This window comes from Streptomyces sp. NPDC008125 (assembly GCF_042957125.1).
GTDB lineage: Bacteria > Actinomycetota > Actinomycetes > Streptomycetales > Streptomycetaceae > Streptomyces.
Map to the genome: position 1 here is coordinate 246,906 of NZ_JBIBHR010000006.1, position 26,849 is coordinate 273,754.

Genomic DNA, 26,849 nt, shown 5'->3' on the forward strand with positions numbered 1-26,849 from the left:
ACGCACGGGCTCCTTAGGGACTGCCGGAGGTCGGACCGTCGGAGGCGAGCCGGGCAGGGGCCGTTCACCGAGTCCGTTCGAGGATCAGTAGTCTGCATCCGATCAACTCACGCGTCCAAACCACCCCCCGGAGTTCGCGTTTGATCAACTAGCCTGCGCGAAACACCCTTCGGGGTCTGCATCCGAATCAACTCGCGCGTCCCCGCGCGTCCCCCTCCGGCCACGCACTGGGAGAAGTGATTCCCCGATGACCGAAAGCTCCGTCGCGGGCCTCTGCCGCCTGACCGTGCGCGCACCGGCCAGAACCATCGATCTGGCGGTACCGGCCGACGTGCCGGTGGCCGACCTCCTGCCCACCGTGCTGCGCTACGCCGGTGAGGAAGTGGAGGAGAACGGCCTGGAACACGACGGCTGGGTGCTGCAACTGCTCGGCGGCAGACCACTGGACGAGGAGAGCACCCTGGGGGCTCTCGCTCTCACGGACGGAGACGTCCTCTACCTGCGCCCGCACACCGACGCCCTGCCCGAAGTCCGTCTGGACGACCTGGTCGACGGCATCGCCGACGTGACCCGGGACCGGCTGCACGGATGGACCCCGGAGACGGGACGGCGACTCCTGCGGGCCCTGATCGTCGTGGTGCTGTTCGTCGCGCTGCTGGTGCTGTGCAAGCCCGGCGGTTCCGCCGCGGTGCGCGCCGCGACCGCGGGGGCGGCGGGCATCGTCCTGCTGGCGGGCGCCGCGTCGGCGGGCCGTGCGGTCGGTGACGCCGCGACCGGCGCGACGCTCGCTTTCATGGCCGCCCCCTGCCTGGCGCTGGCGGGCTGGCTGCTGCCGGGTGGTGAGATCACCGGTCCGCAGGGCCACGAGGTCTTCGGCGCCCGGCTGCTCGCGGCAGGAGCAGCGTGGGCCGGGGGCGCCGTGCTCGGGCTGGCGATGGTGGCGGTGTACACGCCCCTGTTCCTCGCTTCTGCCGTGGTGGCACTCGTCGCGGCAGCCGCCGGGGCCCTGATGACCCTGCTGGGCGTCGCGGTGGACGACTCCGCCGGCGCGGTCGCCGCCGTGGTGGTGCTCCTCGGTGGCTTCGTGCCTGCCCTCTCGTTCAAGCTGGCGGGAATGCGCATCCCGGCCCTGCCGAGGAACGCACGGGAACTCCAGGAGGGCATCGAGCCCTACGGCGGTCCCGACGTGGCGACCCGGACCGAGCTGGCGAGCAAGTGGATGACCGCGCTCTACGGGGCGACCGGGGTGATCTGCGCGGGCTGTCTCGCGGCGCTCGCCCTCAACCCCGACCTGCCGGAATCGCTGACGGCCGTCGCGCTCTCCCTCCTCCTCCTGCTGCACGGACGGGGCATGGTGAACGTCCGTCAGCGTCTGACTCTCGTGGTGCCCGGCGCCTGGGGCACGGCACTCCTGACGCTCTCCCTGGCCGGCAGCGCTCCGTCGTCCGACCGTCCTTGGCTGGTGGTCGGACTGATGGCCCTGGCTGCCGCGCTCGCCATCGCGACCTGGACCGTTCCCGGGCGCCGGATGGTCCCCTACTGGGGGCGGGCGGCAGAGCTGCTGCACTCGTTGCTCGCGATCGCTCTGCTCCCCTTGACGCTCTGGGTCCTGGGCGTCTTCGGCGCGCTGCGCGCCCTCACCGGCTGAGCCAGGAAGCAGGCGACCGATGCAATCGAAGCGTGATCAGGCGCAGGCCCATTCCTTCATCATGGGGCGGCTCACCTCCGGGATGCTGCTCGCCGATCCGGACGCGGCCGAGAGCCCGTTGGGGCGCACCACCCGAGGTGCGGTGATCGGGCTGGTCATCGCCGTGCTGCTGTCCGCGGGCGCGGTGGTGTTCGGCCTCATCTCCCCCGGGGGCAAGGACGCGTGGCGCAGCGGCGACACCCTGGTCGTGAACAGGGAGACGGGTGCCCGGTATCTCTTCATCGGCGGGCGGCTTCGGCCGGTGCGCAACTACTCCTCCGCCCTGCTGATCGGCGGTGCCGGCCTCGCCACCACGAGTGTGGGGACGGCTTCCCTGCGGGGCACGCCGGTGGGGGCCACGGTGGGTATACCCGGGGCGCCCGACACGGTGCCCGGTACCGGCGATCTGGAGACCGGTGCCTGGCAGGTGTGTTCCGCGGTGAAGGCGGAGGCCGGTCCCGCCGGAGGGCGTCGGGACCGGGCCGTGACGGCGGTCGTGACCGGGGCTCCGGTGGAGGGCACGCCGCTCGCGGAAGGCTCGGCCGTCGTGGTGCGCGGGCCCGACGAGGAGATGTACCTCGTGTGGCAGGGAAGCCGGCTGCGGCTCGACGCGAAGTCCGGCGCGGTACTCTCCCTCGGCTACGGGTCGGTGACGCCACGTCCCGTGTCGGCGGCCTTCCTGGACGCCCTCGTGGCGGGTCCCGACCTCGCACCCCCGGACGTGCCGGGGCTGGGTTCCGCAGGGCCCTCGCTGGGCGGTTCGGAGACCAGGGTGGGCCAGGTGTTCACCGTGCGGGTGCCCGGTTCCGGATCCCAGCAGTACCAGCTGCGGTCCGGGGGGCTCGTGCCGCTGACGACCACCGGGACGGCTCTCGTCCTGGGAGATCCGGCCATCCGGGAGAAGGCGTACGGGGGAGGGTCTCCGGCGGCCCGGCAGATCGGCGCCGACGTCCTCGGCGACCATCAGGCGCCTGCCACGGCGAGCAGGGGCGCGTCGGTCGAGGGGCTGCCGGACAGCCCGCCGAAGGCGGCCCCCGTGGCGGACGGTGCCGCGGTCTGCACCCGGGTGAGCACCGACGCGAAGGGCACCCGCGTGACGTCGGCCCTGGTGCCGGTGGGCTCGCTGGCGCCCGTCGCGCAGGGCACGTCGGACCGGGCCGCGGCACCGTGCCTCGCGGTGGACGCGGTCGTCGCCCGGCCCGGTCACGGAGTTCTGGTGAGGGCCCTGGGAGCGGCGGGCGGCACGGTCGGCAGCACGACGTATCTGGTGGGTGACGACGGCATCAAGTACCGCGTGGCCGACAAGGCGGCGCTCGACGCCCTGGGGTACGGAGGGGTGACGGCGCAGTACCTGCCCTCACCGCTGCTCGCGATGCTGGCGACCGGCCCCGACCTCAGTTCGCCTGCCGCGTCCGGCGGTGCCGCACCGTTCGCCGGGGCTTCCTGCCAGGAGGCGGATCCGGCCGGTGACGGCCCCCGGGACGGTGCGGTGCAGGCACAGGGCTCCGGGAACGATCCGAAGAGAACCGGAACCGGCTGAATCCCGCCGTTGTCGTCCCGCCGAAAGGCGTCGGTGTCACACGAACGACACACGAATGAGGTGGAGTTGCGCGTACCTCAACGGAAGCTCTGGAATACGGAGACCTGTTGCACAGTCAACTTGCTGAACCCTAGTCTCCACAAATCGGAATGACACCGGGTACGGAAGAGGTGGAACCATGGCAGGACAGCAGTCCAGTGAACAGTCGACCCGCAACGGCATCCAGGCGCTGGAGAGTGCCTTCAGCGGCATCCTCAAGTCGCGCCAGGACGTCGACGCCACCCGCGCCACGCTGTCGAGCGGCTACCAGGGAAGCGACGGTGGCCAGTTCGGTCAGCTGCTGAAGCAGTGGGACGACCAGGCCAACGTGATCCTGCGGAACCTGGAGGACATGGTGGACAAGCTGAACCAGAGCCTGGCGCAGCACAACAAGACCCAGGGCTCGTCGAACGACTCGATCAACCAGGCCTACACGCAGTCGCAGTCGGCCTTCGACCAGCTCGCCGGCTGAGGCCTCGTCCCGAAGTCCGTACTCACACCACCCCACTGAGCGAGAGAAGACTTCCGTGCCCGACAACCTGAGCGACGGTTACATCTACGTCGACTACAACCACATGAACAACGCCGCCGACGACATGGTCCAGCAGACGAAGGCCATCGCGAACACGCTGTCCTCGCTCGAAGCGGAACTCGGCGAACTCATCAAGACGTGGTACGGCACCGACGCCGACACCTACCGCCAGAAGCAGGCGGCCTGGGACGGCGCGGTGAAGAACATGGAGACCCTGCTCACCTCGCACTCCGGTCTGCTGACGGACATCTCCGACAGCTACAAGTACAGCGAGAACTCGCTCACGCAGATGTGGTCCGAGGTCACCATCGGCCGCTGAAGCGGCTCAGGGCGGGGCGGCACCCGGCCGGACCGGGCCGCCCGGCCCTCATCTTCAGGGCGCGGGACACTCAGCAGGAGGACGTCATGGCAGATCTCACCCATCTGGACTCGGCCGGTCTTCAGCGGTTCAAGGACAACGACATCGCGGACTTCATCGCCGACCTCAAGGCCATCGGCAAGGACGAGGCCGGCGTCCGGGCGTTGCACAGCATCGTGAAGGGCATCACCACGCCCGAGCACATCGACGAGAACCCCGTGCTCGCGATCGGGCTGATGGCCGGCGACGAAACCGTGAGCGGCTCCAGTCTGGTGACCGTGGTCAAGACGGCGGCAGAGGCGATCGACGAGATCTTCGACGCCCAGAGCACCCTCTTCGGCGACATCGACCGGGACTTGGGCGAGACGATCCGAACGCTGCTCAAGACCCAGGGGGCCTCGCTCACCTCCATCGACGGGGAGAAACTGCTGGACATCTTCTCCGACGTCGACACGGACCTGGGCGGCGGTTCCACGGAGGCCTGACCCGGGCCGTACGCCCTGCCGGGGCCCCGTCCCCGGCCTTCCTGTCCGCACCCCCACCTTCCGCGGAGTTCTCGCCATGCCGGCCAACTACGACACCGATGACTACTGGGGCAAGGCCGTCACTCTCTTCACCGGGTACGGCGTCCCCAGCCGAAAAGGGCTCTTCGAGAAGCTGAGCAGCAAGGAGGGCATCCCGCTGTTCCGGATGGACATCCAGGGCACCGGTATGCGCGCGGTCACCGCGAACGACTTCTCCGCCCTCAGCGGATGGATGACGCATGCGGGCGAGGACTACGACCTCACCTTCTACAACGCGGGCGGGGACGGCAGCCACAGCGGGGTGTCGATGCGGCGGGCCCGCATCGTCTTCATCGGCGTGCCGACCGACGCGAACGGCCAGGCGCGGCTGCTGGAGCAGGGCGAGACGATGGCGGGCGGTGAGTTCACCGGCCACTACGGCGACGAGTGGGACTTCGGCCCGCTGGGCCAGTACGTCAGCGGGTCGAAGGGGGCCCTGGACGAACTGCTCGACACCCGTTCGAGCCGGGGTTTCTCGTACAGCGGTCTGGCGGTGCTCAACAACGAGGCCGTCGACCTCGACTCGTTCGAGCGGACGGGCCGTGCCTTCGACCGCGCACTGGGGTTCTTCAACGAGCACGCGACAGCGCTCGCGCAGTGGGAGACCTCCCTGGGCAGTGAACAGTCCGCCTGGCGGGGGAAGGCGGCGGGACTGTTCTGGCACCTGGTGCACCAGCTGCACAAGAACTACGACAGCTACGTCGAGCAGATGGGCGGAGCCACGTACACCGGCACCCACACCAGCCCCACGGGCTACGTGCCGAAGTCCCGCCTGAGCGACGCGCTGATCTCGGCGCAGAAAACGCTGATCGACGAGGCCACCAACCTGCGCAACGCGTGGACGACCTGGGCGAACACCCGGGAGCACGACCCGCACCGGTCGGTGCTGGAAATCCTCGACCAGGTCTCGGCATGGGTGCTGGAGAACAACATCCCGCACATCCAGCAGCACACTTCCGGGGGCTACTACTCGACGACCGTCACGTACTCGTCGACGGCCGCGTTCAAGCAGAACCACCCGGTCTACGGCGATCTCAACGACACGGCGAACTGGAAGAAGATCGGCGAGGCCGCCGTCAAACGGTGGAACGACTACATCGAGGCGCAGCTCATCCCGGTGGCGACGACGGCACTGACCAATGTGAACAACGCCTGGATCGACGTGCAGGACGCGTTCGACGAGCCGCTGAAGACGAAGGACACGTCGACGCTGTCCGAGGAGTACCAGAAGGACGAGGCCGACCTCGCGCGGGAGGAGGCCGAGAACAACAGCAACAACCTCAACGACGCCCTGAACAATCTCGGGAACGGGCTGGGAGACGGGCTCAACGACCTCAACGACAATCTCGACAAGAACCTCAACGACATCAACGACGGGCTGAACGAGAACCTCAACGGCGTCACCAGCGGGCTCAACGACAGCCTGAACGGTCTCGGGGACGGGCTGGGCGACGGGCTGGACAAGGGCCTGAACGACATCAACGACGGGCTGAACGAATCCGTCGACAACCTCAACAGCGGGCTCGACGGAATCAACGACGGGCTGAACGAGACCGTCAGCGGCCTCAACGACGGTCTCGGCGGGCTGGGCGGTGATCCGGGCACCGGCGGCCTCGGAACCGACACCACCGACCTCAACGGCATCACCGGTCCGAACCTGGCGGGGCTCACCGGCGGCCTGAACCTGCCGGGGCTGATCCCGCCGTCGAAGAACGACGGGAAGACCTCGGACCTCAACGGCGGGATGGGCCTCGACACCCTCACCAACCCGGACGGCAGCACGACGCAGCTGAACGCGGACGGTTCGCTGACGACGACCTACCCGGACGGAACGGTCCAGAAGGTCGACCCGGTCGCCGGAACGGTCACGACCACCGCCCCCGACGGCACCGTCATCACCAGCGACCTGAACACCGGCGTCGGCTTCACCAACCCCGACGGCAGCGTCACCACCCTCAACCCGGACGGCACCCTCACCACCACGCGGCCGGACGGCACCGTCCAGCATCTCGACCCGGACACCGGAGCCGTCTCCACCACCGCGCCCGACGGGACCGTCACCCAGAGCACGCTCAATCCGCACACGGGCGCGTTCACCACGGCCGACGGCAACACCGCCCAGCTGAACCCCGACGGTTCTCTGGCGACGACCTACCCGGACGGGACGGTCCAGAAGATCGACCCCGCCACCGGGACGGTCACGACCACCGCCCCCGACGGCACCGTCACCACCAGCCACCTGAACACCGGCGTCGGCCTCACCAACCCCGACGGCAGCATCACCACCCTCAACCCCGACGGCACTCTCACCACGACGTATCCCGACGGGACCAAGGAGATCCTCGACCCCGACACGGGCGCGCTCACCACCACCTCGCCGGACGGGACCAGCACGACGACCGACCTCAACGGCTCGTCACTGGGCGGGCCGGACCTGCACTTCCCCGACATCCCGACCACGGGTTCGAGCTCACTGAACGGTTCGTCGGGGCCGGGGACCGCGGGCTCCTCCCTCGATGCGCTCACCTCGCTGAACCATGACGGCCTGTCCTCGGGCGGCCTCTCCTCGGGCGGTGGGAGCGGCTCCCTCCTGGACGACGCGCTGACGTACGAGGACTACGACAGCACTCCGTACACCGGTGGCGCGCTGGGGGCTCCCGGGAGTTCCTCAGGAGCACTCGCGACCGCCGCCGACGGGTCGTCCGCATCGTCGGGATCGCCCAGCGGTGTCCCGCTGAACCCGTCCGGCATGGGCGGCGGCATGGGCGGCGGAGGGATGGGCGGGATGGGCGGCGGAGGTGGCGGTGGCTCCTCGGAACGCGTGCGCAATGTGCTCTCCGAGACCGGGGGCGCCGTCAGCAGGCGCGCGTCGGGGTCCCGGTCGCGCGGGGCCGTCGCGGACGAGGACGAGGAGATCCGGGTCACCCGGGGCGGTACGGCGACGAGTTCCAGCCCCTTCTATCCGGGCGGCGGCGGGGGCGGCGGCGCTCAGGGCGGTCAGTCCACCGAGAGCGGAGACCGGGCGCGCAACAGCTGGGTCGCCGAGGACGAGGACGTCTGGGGCACCGACGAAGGGGGCTCGCCCGCGGTGATCGGACGATGACGCGTACGAGCCCGGTCTGCAGAGAGGTTTGTGGCGTGGCGGAGACGGAGGTCCAGCGGTGAAGGAGTCGATCGAGCAGCGGCTCGCGCAGGCGATCGCCGAACTGGAGGCGACCGAGGCCGCCGTGGCGCGGGCCGAGTCGGAACTGAGCGGGGCCAGTTGCACCGTACGCTCGCAGGACCGGTCCGTGGAGGTGACGGTCACCGCGCAGGGCGACCTGCAGGCGCTGAAGTTCCTCGACGGAAAGTACCGCACGATGGCGGCCTCGCAGCTCGCGGTGAGTGTGCTGGAGACGGTCCAGGAGGCGAGGGCGCAGATGGCCCGCCGGGTGATGCGGACGTTCGAGCCGTTCACCGCGGCCAGTTCCGGAGTGCCGGAACTGACAGGAGTGGATGTCGACTGGAACAAGATTTTCGGGCCGGGTGTGCTGGAGGGACCGCGTGCCGAGGACGGACGGCCCTCGGCCCGGCGGCTCCGGGACGAGATCAGCGACGACACGGAGGACTGAGCGATGCCCGAAGGAAACGCCTACTTCGCCGAGCCGGGCAGGCTCCAGGCGGGTTCTCGTCAGATCGACCAGATCAGCGCGCTGGCACGGGAGATCGTGCACGACTTCGTCTCGTCCGTGAACCTCACGCGGGACTGGCCCGGCACGGACGACAGTTACGCGGAGGAGGTACTGCCGCAGGAGCGGAAGGAACGCAAAGCCGCGGTGGAGACCGGCGTGGCGCTCTCCGACGCCATCGTCGGTGTGGCGGACGGCACCCTGGCGAACCTGGGCAACATCCTCTCCACGCAGTCGGGTGTCCTCGACTCGATCCACAGGTCCTCCGGCAGCGGCTCCCACGGCGGAAAGCACTGATCTCCCGATGTCCATCCAGGTCTCGCCCCAGCTGAACAACCTGCTCTTCGTCCTCATCGGCGAGCGGATGCTCCAAGCGGACGAGGACAAGGCCTACGCGAGCCACGAGCCGTACCACCGCCTGGGCAAGCGGGTCGTGGACCTGTCGGACCTGATCGAGCAGTCCGTGGCCGGGGTGGGGCGGGCCCTGCCGCCGCAGGTCGGTGACAACTACGTCCGCGCGATGCACCTGTTCGTGGACCAGGGCGGTACGAACCATCTCAAGGAATTCGCCGGGCAGTTGGACACGATCGCCCAGGGCAGGATCAAGAGCTCCATGGACATCATGGAGTCGAAGTGGCAGATCATCGCCGAGCTGGTGCGGCTCCTCATCGAACTGGCCGTCATCCTCGCCCTGTCGATCTTCACAGGCGGTTCGGCGTCGAGCCAGGCCGCCGTGGCGAAGGCGCGCAGCCGGGTCGCGATCCTGACCACCCTGGACACTCTGCTCAAGCGCACCCACCTGCTGCCGAGCCTGTCCGAGGCGTTCCAGGAGGCCTTCCAGACGTTCGCGGTACGGCTGGCGATGATGACGCTCGCTCCGGCGGGCCGGCGCCCCGACGGATTCGACTGGGGGCAGATCTTCAAGGACGGCGCGTTCGGCGCACTGGCCGGGGCCTTCCACGGCCTGTTCTCGTCGGTGACGAACAACTTCGGGAAGGCGTTCAGGAACGTCTTCGACAATCCGGGCGGCAATCCCTTCAACAAAAACCTTTCGGACATCACCACGAAGGTCACCAACCCGCCGAAGTCGAAGACGAAGAACATTCTCGACGGAGCCGCGGACGTCGGCGACAACTTCCTGGTCTCCGGAGCGTCGGAGGCGGTCGCGGAGATCTTCGTCGGCGGACTCTTCGACGGCAAGTGGACGACCAGTTGGGACACCTTCCTCGGTTCGGGCATCAGCTCGGTGGTGGAGAAGGGGATCGAGGACGGTACGGAGAAGTTCGGCAACTCGCTGGGTGAGGGGCTGGGGTTCAAGAACATCGAAGTCGACACGGTCGGTCGCGGCGACGGTGACCCTGAATCCAAGGGCAACGGCGACCGCGAGCCCCGAGCGGACACGCGGCCGGACTCCGAAGGCCGGCCGGGGACCGTCGGAGGCGGCCCGGGGACCGTCGGGGGCGCCGGAAGCGTCGGAGGAATCGGAAGCGTCGGAAGCCTCGGAGGGAACAGCGGCACCGGCGCGATCCGGTCGGACACGACCGGGCTACCCGACATCTCCACGATCGGTGGTACCCGATCGGCCGGCGGTCCGGACGCAGGTGTGCGGGTCCCCGGCCGTACTCGGACGGGCGACGGTCCCTCCGCGCTCACGGGGGACGACGTGGACTCGTTCACGCTTCCGGGCGGCGACACCAGGGCCGGGACCGGCGAGAACGGCGGCGTTCCCTCAGTCACGGGTACGGAAGCGGGCGGCACACCCACGCCCGCCCGGACGCACGGCGCGCAACTGCCCACGGTCGCGGGTGGCGCGCCGGCCACCACGTCCGGCGCCGGCACCAGGAACGGCACGCTGGGCGGTGCGCCGCTCCCCGCCACAACCTCGGACACGGAAGCTCCGGACAGGCAGACCCCGGGCACGCAGGTCCCGGAGACGGAGATCCCGGGCACGGACTCCGAGGCCGGGACCAGGGCCAATACCGGCGTCTCGTCGGGCAGTTCCGGTACGGAGGCGACGGGCGACCGACCGGACGCCGTCGACCGACCGGCGCCCTCCGCCCCGCCCACGAGGGCGCCCGGCTCGCCTCGTCCGTCCACCGGATCCACCCAGCCGGTGCCAGGAGCCACGGAAGGTTCCGGGGGCCAGGACGCCGGTCTCGAAGCCGGGACCGAATCCGGCCCCGGGACCGAGCTCGGTCCCGGCTTCGACCCGTTGTCGCCTGCCATCGCCGGCCCCGAGGCGGGCATGCCGTCGGCCACGTCGGCATCCCCCGCATCCGTGCCCGCGGACACGGGCTCGGCCCCGGACGTGAACGTGGCGGTGGGCGCGGCCCCGCTGGCCGTTCCCCCCGTCCTCTCCCCCGTCGCCGTCTCCCCCGCGACATCCCCGTCCGCCCCCGGATGGGCCGAAGCCCGGGCGGCGGCGCCCCCGGTGGAGCGGCAGCACACCTGGGTCGACCCGGTTTCCGCGGCACCCGCCCGTGACGGCTCGGGTACCACGCAGTACATGGTCCACTCGGGCTTCGACGTGCGCCGCTTCGTCCACGAGGGCGTGCCGGTGACCGACCTCACCGTGGAGGTCGCCCTGACCGGGGCCGACAGCCTCCCGTCCCCAGCCCGGCAGGAGCTGTGGCAACGCATGGCCGAGGGGGTGGAACGGGTCTTCAACGCCCCGGGGCACCTGCTGCCCAACGGCGACACGCTGCACGTCAGCGTGGTGCCCGCCGATCCGGCGCACGGCGCTCACCTGGAAGTGGGCGTCCAGGCTCCCGGCCCGCACCTGGTGATGTCGCAGCACACCTGGCTGCTCGACGCGACGGAGAACGACCTCGCCCACGAGATCGGGCACCAGCTCGGACTGCGCGACGAGTCCCGTGACGCCTCGGCGCCGCACCGTCCGGACGTACCGGGCAGCCTGATGGGGCGTTACGACCGGCCGGTCACCGAGGCCTGGGAAACAGCGGGGACGGCGGAGGCCGAAGACGTCGGTTCCGACGCCGGGAGTTACGTCCAGGCCGGACTGCGTCCCCGCCATCTCGCCCTGCTGGGCGCTCTCATCGGCGAGGTTCCCCCGCCCGGCCCCACCACGACCGGCGACGGTTCTCTTCCCGCGCGGGTCGCGTCCCGTGCTCCAGGCGAGCGACGTGCCCCGGATCTCACCGTCGGAGCCGACCCGCGTGCCCCGCGCCCGGCCGGAAGCCCTCTCGGCGGGGCAGCCGCACCGCCGGCCCACGGGCAGCCGGCGACCATCAGCTCTTCTCTGCCGGTGTCGTTCACGACCTCCGTGACCTCCACGACCACGTCGGTGGCCACACCCGTCCCGGACGCGGAGTCCGGACCGGACGTCCCGAAGGACGGGGAGACCGTCTCGGCCGCGGTGCCGTCGGTGTTCGTGATGTCGAAGACCCCGGTGCCGGGGACGCCGGGGTTCGCGGGGACGCCCGAGTTCACGACAACCCCGGTCGGCCCGTCGGACGGCCTCACGGCGCCGAACACCCCAGGGACTCCCGAGCCACCCGCGTCGCCCGAGTTGCCGGACGTCCCCGAGACGCACGGGCTCCCCGAAACGCGCGGGCTTCCCGAGACGCGCGGGCTTCCCGAGACCAAGGATCCCGCGGAGCCCGAGAAGTCCGTTCCCCCTCCTCCGCCTCCCTCCGCCTACGTGCGTGCCTACGGGTCGCGGCACGACGGTGTCGTCGGGCTGGTCCAGGTGGAGCCGCTGCCCGCCGCAGTCGTGGACGGGGTGCACCGCCAGGTCCTGCGGTCCCTCGGCGTGGTCGCACCCGCCGACGGTCACCCCGTGCTGACACGGCTCCAGGACGTGCTGAGCGCCGAGCAGATGGCGATCAACCTTCCCTATCTGCTCTCCAGCGCCGGATACCGCGTCACCGTCGATGTGGCGGGGCGCAGCCGGGTGGTGGACGTACGGCTGGGCCTGAGCGACCCGGTGAGATCCGGGCGCAGCGGGCGGCTGGACCCGACCGACCCCGACGTCCGGGTCGAGCGCCGGGGGCAGGGCGGTCAGGAGACCGCCGACACCGCGACCTCGGGGACGTACCGCACCGTTCCGGTTCCCTGGTCGGGGTCGTTCCCGATTCTGGCGGCGGGCGCGGTACGGGCCGTCAACGTGTCCCCGTCGCTCTCCCTGACGCACAATCAGTACTCGTCCTCGACGACCGTGACGCACGCCGTGCAGTCGACGACGGCACAGCGCAGCAACGAGCTCTCGCAGGCGTACGAGTTCGCCTCCGGCTGGGAGGTCAGGGTCGACACTCCGCGGATGGCTCCGGGCGACACCTGGGGTCCGCCGGAGCGGCACGGACCGGTCACGGTCTGGTTCCCGGAGCACCTGGCGGTCGACGACACCTCGGGCGACCCGCTGCCCGCCCCCGCGGGACTGGACGACCTCCCGGTGTGGGGCGTGGACGCGGTGGCGGAGCCGCAGCGGCTGCTGGAGGAGGCACGTGAGGTCTTCCGCGCGGATCTCGCCGGGCTGTCGCCCACGTCGGTCCAGGAGCTGGAGACCTTCCTCTCGGAGCCCACCCTGCGCGGCACGCTTCCCATGCAGCGGCGCGGTGGTCTGTACTCGCCCGTCCTCCTCGACTCCTCCGGCCGGGCCATCGGCATGTTCAAGCTGACCACGACAGCCGTTCCCGGTGCCCCGACCCGCAGGAGCGTGGACACCAAGATCAATCTGGAGAGCCATGTCGTCCAGACGGTGAAGGTGGACGGCCAGGCGAAGTTCACCAGCGGTGTCGCGCTGAACGTCAGCGTCGGACCGTCGCTCACCCAGGACACGTCCCGCGGTCATGCCGCGGCGGCCACGGCGCTGGGCGGCAGTGTCGTGGGGAAGGGCGGGGCGACCTGGCAGACGAGCGAATCCCTGTCCAGCGGCGGGACCGCGGCGATCATGCACGCCGTGCGCAGCAACCGCAGCCATCTGCTCACGCCCACCACGGTCACCCACACCCTGACGCTGGTGCGGCCCGGGGGCGGCGAGACGTCCCACACGTTCGCCCCGTGGGCCGACGGGATGCAGCTGAGGGTCCTCACCGCCGAGGACGCGCAGGGCACCGTGCCCGGTGACGCCGAGCGGCGCGCGCTGCCGTCCGAGCTGGAGAACCTGCAGGGCATCGGCATCACCGCGACCCCCCTGGAGATCACCGGCACGGAGACGCTGTTCCGGCAGGCCGAGCAGTGGCTGCGCGCCGAGGGCTATCTGCCTGCGGCCGTCCACGGGCGGAACAGGGTCCTGCCGGACGAGGCTCTGGTACAGGCCCAGTTGTCGAATCTCCGACGCTTCGAGCAGGCCCGCTCCGAGATCGGGCAGCGCGCCGCCACCGATGCCATGGTCGAGGGTGGCCACTCCCTGTGGCTGGACCGGCCCACCCCCACCGGGACCCGCCGGGTCCAGCTGCGGCTTTCGGCCGTACGCGACACGCGTCCGGAGGCGGTGTCACGGCACGTGCGGACACTGCCCCACATCCAGGGCATCGGACTTGCGACGCTGGGCGTCCCCGGCACGGAACAGCAGGCGACCGGATACGGTCTCTCGGCCGGATTCGGCGCCGGGGTCAACTTCCCCGCCGGGTCGAACGGCTGGACCCTGGGCGGGGCGGGCGACTACCTCTTCTCGTGGCAGGCGGGCCACTCGGCGACCGTGGGCGCGGGCGTGGGCCACGACCAGCTCTTCATCAGTTCCGGGCAGTCGAGCGAGCGTTTCGAGATCCCCGCCCGGTTCTCCCTGGACCTGTACGGCGAATCGGGCGACGTTCCCCGCGTGCGGTTCGCCGAGCTGACCGCGGGAGCGGACCATGCCGGTCCCCCGCCGGCCTCGGTGGCCGGGCACGTCACCCTCTCCGTGCCGCACCACCGCACGCTGGCCGTCCCCGAGGGCACGGAGCCCGTGAGGACACCACCGGCGCCCGGGGCCGTCGTCCGCCCGCCGCGCACCGCTCCCGGTGCCGGCAACGACGCGGACCTGCTCGCCATGACCGGCCCCGACGGCACCCCCCTGCCGTCGGTGGTACGTCTGCCCGACGACGCGCTGGTGGACGTGGTGCGGGGGTCGGGTGCTCTGCGGGAGGCCTTCCGTCAGGTCACGGCCGGCCCGCCTGCCGCATCGGACGACGGTGGTGTGCTGCCGCTCCACAACCCGCCGCCCGCCGCGCCCCACGCGCCGGGCATGGTGGCCTCCGTGACCCGTCTGGTGTCGGAGTCGCTGGCCGGGCAGAGTCCCACCGACCCCACCACGGTCGCGCACGAGGTGCTGCTCGCGGCGACGGCGCCGGGTACCCTCACCGCGCGCGCCCACCAGATCTTCAAGAGCGGGTACGTGATCGAGGGCATCACCCTGCCGGGACTCGGCGCCGACCAGGAGTACTCGGTCGAGATCCGCGGCTACCTGCACCACCCCACACTCATGCACGGCGCGAGGCAGTACCTGGAGACGGGCCTCAGCTCCAACGACACGGCGACGCAGGCGCAGTCCGTCGCCACGAGCCACCGGCTGGGGTTCACCGGGACCGCCTCCCAGGGCACCAAGCCGACCGCCTCGCCGGAACCGTCGTCCGACTCCCCCACGACGCAGGGGAAACCGTCGCCCGCCTCCCCCGCGACGCAGGAGAAGCCGGACCGGCCCGACCGGTTCGGCCCGTCCGGCGCGTACGGCTGGACCTCGAAGTCGGACACCGCGGACTCCCTCGGGTCGGCCACCGCCGTGAACCGTACGGCGACGGAGAGCGGGGAGCAGCACCGGATCGGCGCCGACGCGACGTACCTGGTGACCGTTCGCCGAGGCGCCCGTAACGCTGTCGGCAACGCCTTCGGTGTGGGCAGCGGTACGGACGTCACGCTGGCGGTGGACGTCCCCGGAGCGGTGCAGTTCCTCATGACGGAGCATCAACTGCGCCGTGACGCACGGTGGTTCTCCGGACTGGATGACGCGCCGGAGCAGCCCGCGCCGCCGGTGGCGAGCCTCCGGCTGCCGGAGCACTATACGCGTACGGGCGAACTGGGCCTGGCCGGAGTGCTCTCGGTCACCCAGCTGGACGGGGCGGGAAGCGCGGCGCCGTCCGGAAGCGGCACCGGTCAGGGGCCGGTTGCGCCCGTCGGGGCATCCGGCACACCGTCCTCGGGACCGGAGGACGGGGCGGACGCCACGCCGTCCGGCCCTTTGGACGGGCCCGAACGGCGCGACCGGCTGCGGGAGGAACTGACGGCTCTGATCGAGAGGGAGGCGCCGGGATCCACCCGGCCGGGCCACGCTTCCTACCTGCCCGGGGTCCGGGCACGGATCGCCGACTACACCTCGCCGAGCGCCATGCGGGCGCTGCCCGGGCGGGGCCCTGCCGGGACCCAGCGCTTCCACTTCCGCCATGTCGCCCTGGGCGGCGCACGGTTGGTGGAGGTCACTCTGACCGCGCGCCCCCGGCCGACCCCGGAGCAGCGGGCCACGGTGAGGGGTGTCCCGGCCGGCGCGGGTACCGGTATGGAGCAGTACCACGCGCACACACCCGCCGCGACGAGTCACGGCACGGCGTCGACGAGGCAGCACGCGGTGACGCTCAACCCGACGACGCAGTACCCGCGCCCCGAGTCCGACACCCGGACGGACCGCGCAGGCCCCTCGCTGACGGCGGGCAGCACCCGCACGCAGACGGCCAAGGCCACCGAATCGGCCGAGAACCGGTTCTGGCTGAGGACGGACAGCGCGGCGGACTTCGAGGTCGGATACGACTACACCGCCACGGTCCGCTCAGCTCCCGTCGTCGACTGGCCCCTCAACTACTTCGGCGGAGTTCTGGAGAACGGCCTGATCTCGCTCGGCGACGAGGACGCGGACCTCGGTACCTGGATCACCAGGACCCTGACCGGTCGGCCGGAGAGTTCGGTGCGGGTCCCGGCGCGGTTGGCGCTGCGGTTCACCGGCAGCGAGGCGACGGCCGACGACCGGGTGGCGCAGGCTCCGCCGCCGCCGACCCTGTCGGCGGAAGACCCTGCGGGCACCGGCCCGTTCCTGCCGGAGAACCGGCTCGTCCCGACCGGCCCGGCCCCGGTGTTCGGATTCGACGCGTGGGAACAGCTCGTCGGGGCGATCGACACCGTCGCCCCCGACCAGGCCGCGTCCTTCCGCGCGCAGGCGGTCTCGTCGTCCGGAGAGGCGACCGCCGTGCGGATCGGCGAGCTGGTCCAGGCCGGCGAGATGGCGCTGGACTGGCCGCGCACCACCGGGGGCCTCACCGAGTCGATGCCGGGGGCGTGGCCCACGCGTACCGGCCCGTCGGGGGTCCCGGTGCTCTCCGTCTCCCTGCACAATCCCCGTCCGACCAGTGACGGCGGGGACGTGACGCTCGACCGCCTGCGGGTGGACGCCGTCACCGCCGGCTCCTCGCTGAGCAGCGGCACCACCGGCGGGGTGTCGTTCCAGGGAACGTACAGCGCGGACGACCCGAACCGTGATCTGGTCGGCGCCACGGTTCCCGTCCTCGTCCAGCAGCCCCAGGGACAGGGCAACGCGTCGGCCGTCGCCGGCGGCCGGCGCGAGTGGCTGAAGACCGGGAGCACCTCTCTTCCGGCCGACGGGAGGGGGACCCGTACGTACGCCGTGCTCGCCGACACCCACATCACCGTGCACGGACCGGACGGCACGCGCCATGTCACCGGAACGACGACCCTGCGCTTCCAGGAGCGCGACGTCCTCGGTCACGGCATCACCGAGGCACGCCCCCGGCCCCACGTCTACGATCTGCCCGCGATGCTCGCCGGTCAGGAAGCGGCCGATCTGCGCGACTGGTCCCGCCACCCGGTCACGGATCTTCCGGCCGTCCTGCGGGAGGGAATCGAGGCGGACGACTCCGCGCAGCTGTGGCTCGCACTCGGGCCGGACCCGGACGGGGGCAGGCTGGGGCGGGCCCTGTTCGTCGCGTCGCGTACGGCGGCACTCGCCGGGAAACCGGTCGAACTGATGATCCGTACCGGCGAAGAGCTGCGGCACTGGGGTTTCGGCGCGGACGGAACGCTCGCGGCCGACCCCGGCGTCGATGCGGCCGTGCGGCGGGCCTGGCAGGCCTTCGGCGATCAGGCGGCCTCACTGTCCGAGGCTTCGCGTGACCAGCGAGAGGCACGGTTGCACGAACTGGAACTGCGGCCGACGCAGTCGGAGGCCCACCAGCTGCTGGCCGACCGGGAGGACGCCCTGACCGCCCGGGAACTCGCCGCCGACACCGGCCGGGAGAATCTCCGGGCCGCGCGGCAGCAGGCCGTCGACCGCGCGAAGGAGGTGTCGGACGCCGAGCGCGACCGGACGCGGTGGACGGACGCGCGGACGCGTCTGAGCGCTTCCGTGCCGGAGCTGCGGGAACGGATCGCCTCCGCGGAGCGCACGGAAGTGGTGCTGACCACCGAGGTCATCACCGTGGAGGCCGAACTGGGCCGGATCGGAAGGGCGCTTACGGCCGCCCGGGAAAAGCGCGGCGCAGCTGAAGTCGTCGCAACCGAGGGGGGAGAGTCCGGCGGGGCCACCGGGGCGGGGCCGGCGGAAGGGTCCTCCTCCCAGGAACCGGCCGCGCCCGGGGAGAGCGCCGGCTCGCCGGAGAGGATCGACGCTCTCGAAGGGAGCGCGGAGAAGGCGCGCCTGCGTATCGCGCAGGCCCGTGTACGGCTTCAGGCGGTTCGCGACGGACTCGCGGAGGACCGGAAGACGCTGGCCGGGCAGACCGCCGCCCTCGACACCGCAGGGGCGGAACTCACCCGGGCGCGCGACCGGCTCGCCGCCGCGCGGCCGCGGGCCGCGGAGGCTCGGAGCGAGGCGGAGGACCGCGAGAACGCTCTTCAGGAGACGGAGCGCGACGTGGCGAAGGCAGCCGCGCTCCGCGACGAGGCGCTGGCCGGCCGGGACTCCCTCGACCGGCAGGTGGCGGCGACGCTGCGGGAGCAGAGCCGGCTGGCCGACGTCCGGACCGCGGCGGTCGGCAGGCTGCCCGCACTGGCCACCGCGCTGGACGAGGAGCGGAACCGGGCCGGGGTGGGCACCATCCCCACCCCGCTCAGTTCCCTGGCGTCGGCTCCGGCCCGTCGCCCGGGCCGTGACGCCCCTCCCCTCGCACCCCCCGCACCCCGGGGCGCCCCCGTACCGGGCGTTCCTCCGGTCGTGAGCGAGGCGACGTCGAAGCCGGCCGTGAAGCCGAAGGCGCCTTCGGCGGACGGGAGTACGCACGCCGGAGCCGAGAACGAGGAAGCGGAAGGCAAGGGGACGAAGGGCGAGGAAGCGAAGGACGGGAAGGGAAAGGGCAAGGCCGCCGAGGACGCCGGCAGCGCACCGGGCGACGACGCGGCACCCGGGGAGGGGACCGGTGGGAGCGGTCCGTCCAGGCGGCCCCGCGGCCGTCCGGTCAGCACACTGGCCAACGGCGAGTGCCTCCTCTACGCGTTCGTGGGAAGCGATCCGCAGCTCGTACGCGAGAGCCTTCCCACCCTGTCCGGGCAGGCCGCCCGGTGGCTGGACGATCCGGCGCGCGTGAGACAGGATCTGCGGCGGGTCGCGGATTCCTACTCCCCGCGAGCGGCCGCCCTGCCGCCCCATCCGCACGCGCATCTGGTCGTCGCCGCGCTGCGCGACCACGTGGAGCGGTATCTCGCCACGGCGAACGCGGAAGGCAGGCTGCCCGCCCGGATCGTCGGCCAGCTGCGCAGGACCCGGACGGCCGCGTTCACCGGGAGCCTGGGCTCGATGCGGCGTCCCCGGCTGCTCGAACTGCTGGGAGAACTGGGGGTGGATGCCGTCACCCATCCCGCCACCTTCGACACCGAGGTTCTCCACGCCCGCTTCCACACGTCCCTGGACAGCTCCGGCGACGGCACGAGCACGCCGTCTCCCGCAGACGGCGACGCCGTCACCGACCAGCAGATGCTGGATCACCTCGCGGCCAGGGGCCTGCTGCCCGGCATCGACGAGCTGGACGACGCCGAGCTGCGAAGGCTGCTGAGCGCTTCCTACCCGTTGAGCGAGGCGCCTTTCTCGAGCGAGGAGTTCGCCGCCGCCCTCGAAACGGTGCGGAACTGGCGGCAGCGCTGGGACACCCCGCAGGGCGAGCTCCTCCTGCCGCTGCTCGCGCACGCGGTCGGAGTGGAAGCCTGGATCGCGCGGATCCCGGACGGCGGCGGGGAGCCGACCGCCTTCCCGACGGCGGGGCCGGAAGGCGCCTCCCGCCGGGTGGAGCTCTTCTACAACGGTCGCAACCACTACAGCACGAGCGACGCGGGCCCGCCGCCCGCCGCCGGGGCCGCACCCCCTCAGCATCCGACGTCCAGGGCGCCCCGCGCCGGGGCCGCCCCGCAGTCCCGGTCGACGGACGGAGCCGAGGGCCGTGATCACGACAGTCCGCCCGCCCGCAGGGTCCCCTCACCGGTGACCCGTGACGACTGGGCCCACCGCCGTGCCGGCGCGCCCGCGGGGCAGCTCCGCACCGAGCGCTTCGACCCGGCCGCGGATCCGTCGGCGGCACCACCGCGGCCGGGCACGTTGGGCGGCGCCATGACGCTCGTCAGGGCATCCGTGCGGCGCATCCAGGCCGAGAACGGCCAGTGGGTACGGGACTTCACGGTCTCCCTGCCCGTCGCGCCCGCCTCCGGTATCGACTCCGCGCGGCTCGCCGCGTTCCGCGACCGGTTGGCGGGCGTCCTCGACCGGTACGTCAACACCGGCTACGCGCTGCCGGCTTCCGGCGACCAGCTCCACGTCGGGATCGAGTTGACCGAGGCCCCCGGCCACGACGAGCACGTCACGCTCACCGACAGCCCGCAGCCGGGTGACGCGGATCAGCGCTCCTGGGACCTGGCACACCCTGACGCGGTCCTCCTGCACGAGGTGCTCCACTACCTGGGTCTCCCCGACGAACAACGTGACGAAAGGTTCCTCTTCCGGATCGGCGACGGTGCGCACGCCGTGCACTCCTCCGGGGTCATGGCGACCGCCGGCCCCGTCGGAGAGCTACCGCAGCGGTACCTCTCGGTCATCGAGCAGGTGGCGGCGTCCGGCCCGGTGGTACGTGACCACGCCTGGGGCGCCCCGCCCACCGCCCCGTCGGCGGCTGCCCCGGAGGGTGAGGCCCCATGGCCCGGGACCACCGACTGGCCCGTGTCCCGGGCTCCGTTCGACAGCCAGGAGGACCTTTCCGCCGGTCTCGAGTTCGACGCGGACTTCCTGCTCGACGCCGAGGACGCCGACGCGACGCCCGACCCTCTGCGGTTCTCGATGGATTCGCTGCTCCGCGGCAACGCCGTGGCCGGCCCGAGCACCGGCCCCGGCACGCAGGCCGGTGCCGGAAGGCCGGCCGGCGGCCGCGACAGGTACGCCGCGTGGCGTGCCCGGCCGCACGTCCTGACGGCGTCGGACTACCAGGTGAACATCGCCGCCCCCGGCGACGATCCGCTCTTCCGCATGGTGTACCCACCGTACGGTCCGGTGCTCCAGCCCATGGCCGGGGACGGCAGTCCGGACGACCCGATGATCGCGCTGCCCCTGGAGGAGGAGCATGTCATCGCCGATCCGGACCTCAGGGTGTCCAACGACCGTACGCTGGCCGTCATCGACGGGGGCGGGCACGCACAGGAGGCGTACGCGACCCAGGCCGTCATCACCCGGGCGGTGACCCGTCTGCGGTCCGCGGGCAGTGGCGTCTCGCTGATCACGGACGGCGCTTCCCTCACGGTGCGGACCGGGGAGGGCGAGGTCACCCTGCTGCGGGTGCGGCCGGTGTTCGAGGGCGGAAGACCGCCCGTGGAGATCTGCCGCGATTTCTCGGCGGGCGTGCTCGGCGGCTTCCCGTCGTACGCGGTGTTCCGCGATCCCACGACCGGGGTCACGGCACCGGTGCGGATGAACGCCGAGGACGAGATGGAACTGACCGGCACCCACCTGCTCGCCGAGGCCATGGCGACGGCCGCCGCGAACCCCGCCGAGGCAGCCGGCACCGGTCCCGAGTGGGCCGCCCGGCAGATGGGCCGGGACCCCCGCACGAAGGGCGGCCGGGAGCCGTGGTTCCTGCCGGGCGAGGCGTACGGCGGGGCGCTGCGGCTGGACGGCCCGGAGCCGGACCGGTTGCGGGCCGTCACGGACGTGGCACGGCGCATCGGCGCGAACCAGTTCGCCTGGGCCGCTGTCGGAGAGGGCTATGTCGTGCAGTCCATCGGCTCGCCGGACGCGAGCGGCGGATTCGGGCTGGAGACGAACTACGCGAAGCCGGGCGACACCCGGCCTTCCATGCCGTTCGGTTACCACTTCGCCTCCGTGGTGCTGGAGAGCGAGGACGGCAGCTCCCAGGTGACCCTGGAGAATTTCGCCCGCCGCCGGCACATCCAGACCTCGATCTACTCGGCCATCGAGGGGGGACTGAGCACTCACGGACCCCAGTTGGAGGCCCTCCTGGGCCAGGTGGAGCAGCGGATCGCCGCCTTGCCCGCCGATCAGGACCCGCCCCGCCGCCTCGAAGGCATGCGGCGCTACATCGGCGCCCTGATCCGGGTGCGGGACGGGCGCGCGGAGGTGAACAGGCTGGTGGCCGCGCAGCCGCCGGACAGCGACCCGTCGGAGGAGCTCGGCATGGCCCGCCGGATGCTGGACATGGCGGAGAAGACCGCGGGGCTGCACATCGTCCAACTGCCGCCCACGATGGACGCCCGCCGGTGGTGGCACATGAAGATGTATGCGCGCAGGCCCGGTGAGACCTTCCACGAGTACAACGCCTCCCTGCTGCCCGACGAGCCGAACGCGACCTCGGCGGTCTTCGACCCGCTGACGCTGGTCGTCCTCGGCCAGGAGACGCCGGCCCCGCGCGACGTGGAGTTCACCGAGGGCGACAAGGGCCTCAGTGACACGGCGGGTTACCGGGTCGACGGGGCGACCCGCGAAGTGGCCCGGCTGAGCCTGTGGAACGAGGAGCACGGCCTCCGGCCCCCGGTCGTGACCCTCACGGGCTACGGGAACGGCACCAGGATTCCCGGCTTCGAACGGGACCGGCGGGCCCGACGGGCCCGGGAGACGGCGGGCGAGAGGGTGGCCGTGACCGCAGCCGAGTTCGAACGGGTGCTGAACGAGAGCCTGGAGCGGCTGCTCGCGGAGCCGCCGTCCGACGAACGTTCGCGTGCCCTGGTGGAGTTGCAGCGCGAGGCGGCCGGACTCGACCTGCCCGCCGGCGATCCCGGGGCGGAGCCCGGGGCCGCGCGCCGGGTCCGCGCGGCTCGCCGGCGTCGGGTCACGCTGAGCGTCGACGCGGGGCGTGACCCCGGCACGAGCGGATCGGTCCCGCCTTCGGCCGTGTTCGCCACCCCCGGTGCGTGGGAGGCTCCGGCCCCGCCGACGCCTCCCGTCGTGCCGCCGTGGGACGGCGGCTCGCCCACCGGGCCCGCCACCCCGGTGGACGGGCCGCCGGTACCCTCCTCCGACGACCGGAACTTCTCACAGGCACTGCTGGAAGGGCTGCGCGCGACGGCGCCGGCGATGATCTGGTCCGACGGGTTCGCCGAATCCTTCGGATTCGGGTGGCTGGTGGCGCAGGACGTACAAGAAGCGCTCGCGGACTGGGCCCGCCTCCGGCTCCCGATGAACAGCACCGCCTACGGAATCTCCCTGCCCGAGGGGGACGACCTCGTCTCGCTCGACGAACTCGCGGCCCTGGGGATTGATCTGACGTCCGGCCAACGGGCCCAGGCCGTCCTCATGGGCGATCTCCTCACGGTGACGGAGGCCGCCCTGACCGATGGTCAGAGGATCGACGTGCTGCTGAATCGCGCGTCCTCACGGGCATACGCGGACACCCTCACGGCCCTGGTGGCCGAGGGTCTCGGCCTCCCCGTCGAGATCGTCGGCCCGGGGTCCGAAGTCAGAGCCTTCGGACCCCGGAGCGGTGATCCCCTCCGCATCCGGTTCGACGGTTCCGCCTATACGGTCCAGCTCCCCGACCCGGTGCAGGAGGAATGAGCCGCAGCACGCCGGCAGCAGCGCCGGTACCCCGTCCCGCCACACCGCCCTCTTGCCGACCTCTCCCCAGGACGAAGCCATGACCCCGAAGAACGCCCCGCAGGACCAGCCCCGGACCGCCGCCGTACGGGAAGAGCCCGCGCCTCTGCCGCAGGGCGACGCTGTCGCGGGCGAGGCCGCCGCTCCGACGGCGCGGGGAGAACGCTCGGGCGGTGCACTCGACCCGGCTCCCGCCGCCGTACCCGGCAGTGCCGCGCAGCGGCTCGCCGACGGCGGCGGGGCGAGCTCCGTCGAGCCCGCAGCCTCCCCCGCCCCGCCGACGGACGCCGGGTCACGGACCACTGCGGAACCGGCCGCCGCCGTCGCGACAGCGGCGGCCGAGGAGCCCGACGGCTCTGGCGCGAGTGGGGCAGCCGCCGAAGGGACGGCGCTGGAAGAGGGCGAGGCGACGACCGCTGTCGTCGCGGCGGCCGACGGCGAGCAGGCGGCGGACCGGGCCGCCGTGGCGGACCGGGATCCCGCGCGCCCTTCGAAGGGCATCCTGGCCGGGGCCGCCCTCGCGGGTGCGTTGCTGATCGCCGTACCGTTCCTGGTGCACGGTGGGAACGACGAGGTGAACACCCGGAACACCGCCGCCACGGGCGACGCGTCCGGAACCGTGCTCGGCGGGGCGCGGGACGCCACTGTGCCCGGCGCCTTCGCCTCCGCCTCCGCCTCGCCCGAGTCCCCCGTCCCACCCGCCCCCGCCGCCTCGCAGCCCCGGGAACCGCAGGGAGCACCGGCCGTCGACGCGGGCGGCGGCGCGCGGGCCGACTCGGCGCCGGGGTCGTCCGGCGGGTCGGGATCCAGGACGACCGGCGGCAGCGGCACCGCGCCGCGGACGGCACCCTCCGCCACGAAGGCACCGGCCGCCAAGAGCGGTTCGAGCGGTTCGAGCGGTACGAGCGGTACGAGCGGTACGAGCGGTACGACCGCGAAGCCCAGCAGCAGGCCGAAGGCCGCCGCGGTCGTACCGGGCATACTCATATCCAGTCATGCGTCGGGACGTTGCATCGACGTCGTCGGCGACAAGGGCAAGGACGGAGCTCCCCTGGAGATCTACAACTGCTCGGGCTCCGCCTGGCAGAAGTGGGATTTCCGGTCCGACGGCACCGTCCGGTCCATGGGGCTGTGCATGGATGTCGCCTGGGGCTCCCGGGAGAACGGTGCGGTCATCCAACTGGCCCGGTGCAGCGGCAACCCGGCCCAGCAGTTCCGCCTCAACGCCGCCAGCGACCTGGTGAACCCGCAGGCCGACAAGTGTGTCGACGTGAAGGACGCCCTCACCGGCAACGGCACACGCCTTCAGCTGTGGGAATGCAACGGTCTTGACAACCAGAAGTGGAGCCGCCGCTGATCCGGGTGCTGCCCGTACCAGCCAGGTCCAGTGCGGCGCCGTACGACTCCGAGCTAGGCGGCGACAGCGCCGCGGGGTGAGCTGGAGGGCGATCCTGCGGTAGTCCGGTTCACGGGAGTGCCGGGCGGTTCGGGGCAGGTCCCCCGCCGCCCTCCCGAATCAGGGGCGCATCAGGGGCGGCCGGCGACGAACCAGCGGGCGGGGAGTTCGACCCGGGAGCCGTCGGGGCGCATCTCGCTCATGGCGAGGGCGGTGGCGCCTTCGCCGAGCACGGTGAGCCCCGATGCCCGCAGCAGGGAGGCTACTTCGCCCTCGGCGACCTCGCCGGGGCGCAGGTCGTTTTCCTTGACGCGGCGCAGTTTGGGTGAGGGCCCGCCGGGCTGGGCGGCGACGGCGGCGATGACCGCCTTGGCCTGGCCGGTCGGCTCCAGGATCAGGGCCCTGCCGCGCGCGCCGACCAGTCGGGCGACGGTGGCGGCCACCGCGGGGCGGTCCTCGGGGTCGCTCTGGTGCAGGACGGCTCGCATGTAGACGTTGGTGTCGCCGAGACGCTCGCACAGCGCGCCGGTCTGCACCGGGTCGGCGAGGTTGAGCTGCTCGTACGTCGCGGCACCGCTCGGATCGGCCCGGCGGGCGTGGGCGATGGCGGCGGCGGAGAGGTCGACGCCGACGGCGGGGGTGAAGCGGGTGGCGAGGAAGCGGGTCTGGGTGCCGTTGCCGCACCCGAGGTCGGCGACCGGGAGGGAAGGGTCGGCGTACGGGGTGAGGTACGCGAGGTCGCGCCTCGCCGTCAGGGCCGGATCGGCGTCCCAGAAGGGTTCGCCCTGCTCGCCGGAGTCCTGCTCCCAGAAGCCTTCCCACGAGGTGCGGTAGCGGTCGGACACGGTCATGGATTCTCCTGGCGGTGTGCGGGCGGAATGTCGCGCGGGGGCCGGCGTCCGGATGCCTACCCGGCGGACACCTCACCCAGCCTCCGGGCCGACCCGGGAGGAGTGTCCCATCCCGGACGCGGTGGCGAAGGGGAGCACGGCCACCGTGAGCATGTCGGGGGAAGTAGTGTCCGAGGTTCTGGGGGCGACGACGCGATCCGGGACCAGGACTGCGGCGACCCGTCGAGCCCGTGCAGCACGCTCCCCCGCAATGTCCGTGATCGCCGTCTCAGCGGATCTCCGCGAACTCCAGGAACGCGTGGAGATCGTAGGTCGCGTCCAGGAGACCCAGGCCGCTCACGACGACGAGGACGACTGCGGCCACGAGGAGGTGTGCCGGGCTGCGCGGGGCGGGGTTCAGCAGGGCGGCGACCCGGCGCGGCACCACGCCGGGGGCCGGGCGGCGTCCCAGCACGCCCAGGGCCGCCGCGGGCAGCCGGCCGGTGCGGCCGCGCTTCGTCGCCACCGCGGCCCGGGCGACGGTCTCGGCGACCGCGCGCCGGTCACCGGTCTCCCGGGCGGCGCTCTCGTCCGCCCATCGCTCGACGGTGAACGCGACGGACGCGGCCAGGGGCCGCAACAGCGGGTTGGCGGCGGCCGAGATCTGGGCGAGGGCGACGAACGCGTAGTGGTGGTGTTCGAGGTGCGCCCGCTCGTGGGCCAGGACGATGTCGTGGCCGGCCGGGTCGAGGGCGGCGAGCATGCCGTGGGAGATCACGATGCGGCCCGGGAAGCCGGGCACGGTGTAGGCCTCGGCCCGCTGGTCGTCGGTGATGACGACAGGGTCCCGGCCGGGCAGGCAGGCCGCATCCCGGGCGGCCGCCCACAACGCCCGGACCCGCCGGACGGCGAAGCGGAGGGTGGCCGCCGCCGCGCCGGCGAGCAGTACGGCGCCCACGGCCGTCGCGGGCCAGGCCGCCGGGTCCTGGCGGGCGATCACCTGCGGCGAGTACCCCGTGAGCGCGGAGACGAGCGGGAGTCGCACCAGCCCGGCGAGGGCGAGCAGCCCGAGTGCGGCGGTGCTCGACGCGGCGAGCAGCAGCCCGGCGACGGTCAGCAGCCAGGTAGCCAGTCGGGGTTCCAGGCGTCGGGCCAGCGGGCCCGCGCACACCCAGGCGAGTAGGGGGAGCAGCAGCGGTACGTAGACGGCCAGGCGCATC

At 72.2% G+C, this 26,849-nt stretch carries 12 protein-coding genes; 10 read left to right on the forward strand and 2 right to left on the reverse strand.

The features are described 5' to 3' along the window. The first annotated feature begins 247 nt into the window (after positions 1 to 247). From eccD to ACFZAX_RS12960, 10 genes are all read left to right on the forward strand, one after another. Complete coding sequence (eccD, locus tag ACFZAX_RS12915) at positions 248 to 1,648, forward strand: type VII secretion integral membrane protein EccD (RefSeq protein ID WP_390961248.1); 1,401 nt, start codon at positions 248 to 250, stop codon at positions 1,646 to 1,648. Between the two features lie 19 nt (positions 1,649 to 1,667). Next, positions 1,668 to 3,227 (forward strand): type VII secretion protein EccB, encoded by a 1,560-nt coding sequence (eccB, locus tag ACFZAX_RS12920; protein ID WP_390961249.1) that lies wholly within the window; start codon positions 1,668 to 1,670, stop codon positions 3,225 to 3,227. 178 nt (positions 3,228 to 3,405) lie between these two features. Next, positions 3,406 to 3,738: a hypothetical protein gene (locus tag ACFZAX_RS12925; RefSeq protein ID WP_390961251.1), complete on the forward strand. Its 333-nt coding sequence runs from the start codon at positions 3,406 to 3,408 to the stop codon at positions 3,736 to 3,738. Positions 3,739 to 3,793: 55 nt separating this feature from the next. Then, entirely contained in the window at positions 3,794 to 4,117 is a 324-nt protein-coding gene (locus ACFZAX_RS12930; RefSeq protein ID WP_390961252.1) for a WXG100 family type VII secretion target, read from the forward strand. Positions 4,118 to 4,203: 86 nt separating this feature from the next. After that, positions 4,204 to 4,641: a type VII secretion system-associated protein gene (locus ACFZAX_RS12935; RefSeq protein WP_390961253.1), complete on the forward strand. Its 438-nt coding sequence runs from the start codon at positions 4,204 to 4,206 to the stop codon at positions 4,639 to 4,641. Between the two features lie 76 nt (positions 4,642 to 4,717). After that, positions 4,718 to 7,822, forward strand: coding sequence for an AAWKG family protein (locus ACFZAX_RS12940; protein ID WP_390961255.1), 3,105 nt, complete (start codon positions 4,718 to 4,720; stop codon positions 7,820 to 7,822). A gap of 58 nt (positions 7,823 to 7,880) precedes the next feature. After that, positions 7,881 to 8,330: a YbaB/EbfC family nucleoid-associated protein gene (locus tag ACFZAX_RS12945; protein ID WP_390961256.1), complete on the forward strand. Its 450-nt coding sequence runs from the start codon at positions 7,881 to 7,883 to the stop codon at positions 8,328 to 8,330. 3 nt (positions 8,331 to 8,333) lie between these two features. After that, on the forward strand, positions 8,334 to 8,684 hold the full coding sequence (locus ACFZAX_RS12950) for a hypothetical protein (protein ID WP_390961257.1): 351 nt from the start codon (positions 8,334 to 8,336) through the stop codon (positions 8,682 to 8,684). A gap of 7 nt (positions 8,685 to 8,691) precedes the next feature. After that, positions 8,692 to 23,364, forward strand: coding sequence for a hypothetical protein (locus ACFZAX_RS12955; RefSeq protein WP_390961258.1), 14,673 nt, complete (start codon positions 8,692 to 8,694; stop codon positions 23,362 to 23,364). A 79-nt stretch (positions 23,365 to 23,443) separates the two neighbouring features. Further along, positions 23,444 to 24,760, forward strand: coding sequence for a ricin-type beta-trefoil lectin domain protein (locus ACFZAX_RS12960; protein ID WP_390961259.1), 1,317 nt, complete (start codon positions 23,444 to 23,446; stop codon positions 24,758 to 24,760). Positions 24,761 to 24,930: 170 nt separating this feature from the next. Here ACFZAX_RS12960 and ACFZAX_RS12965 read toward each other — a convergent pair whose 3' ends face one another. Continuing rightward, positions 24,931 to 25,650 carry a methyltransferase domain-containing protein gene (locus ACFZAX_RS12965; RefSeq protein WP_390961260.1) on the reverse strand — a complete coding sequence of 240 codons (720 nt, stop codon included), beginning with the start codon at positions 25,648 to 25,650 and terminating at the stop codon, positions 24,931 to 24,933. 268 nt (positions 25,651 to 25,918) lie between these two features. Continuing rightward, positions 25,919 to 26,848, reverse strand: a complete 930-nt coding sequence (locus tag ACFZAX_RS12970) for a M48 family metalloprotease (RefSeq protein WP_390961261.1) — start codon at positions 26,846 to 26,848, stop codon at positions 25,919 to 25,921. Position 26,849: the final 1 nt, after the last annotated feature.

Coding starts and splice junctions, on each gene's coding strand:
- eccB (WP_390961249.1), top strand. CDS start 1,668: ATGCAATCGAAGCGTGATCAGGCGCAGGCCCATTCCTTCATCATGGGG.
- ACFZAX_RS12955 (WP_390961258.1), top strand. CDS start 8,692: ATGTCCATCCAGGTCTCGCCCCAGCTGAACAACCTGCTCTTCGTCCTC.
- ACFZAX_RS12970 (WP_390961261.1), bottom strand. CDS start 26,848: ATGCGCCTGGCCGTCTACGTACCGCTGCTGCTCCCCCTACTCGCCTGG.
- ACFZAX_RS12965 (WP_390961260.1), bottom strand. CDS start 25,650: ATGACCGTGTCCGACCGCTACCGCACCTCGTGGGAAGGCTTCTGGGAG.
- ACFZAX_RS12925 (WP_390961251.1), top strand. CDS start 3,406: ATGGCAGGACAGCAGTCCAGTGAACAGTCGACCCGCAACGGCATCCAG.
- ACFZAX_RS12950 (WP_390961257.1), top strand. CDS start 8,334: ATGCCCGAAGGAAACGCCTACTTCGCCGAGCCGGGCAGGCTCCAGGCG.
- ACFZAX_RS12935 (WP_390961253.1), top strand. CDS start 4,204: ATGGCAGATCTCACCCATCTGGACTCGGCCGGTCTTCAGCGGTTCAAG.
- ACFZAX_RS12940 (WP_390961255.1), top strand. CDS start 4,718: ATGCCGGCCAACTACGACACCGATGACTACTGGGGCAAGGCCGTCACT.
- ACFZAX_RS12960 (WP_390961259.1), top strand. CDS start 23,444: ATGACCCCGAAGAACGCCCCGCAGGACCAGCCCCGGACCGCCGCCGTA.
- eccD (WP_390961248.1), top strand. CDS start 248: ATGACCGAAAGCTCCGTCGCGGGCCTCTGCCGCCTGACCGTGCGCGCA.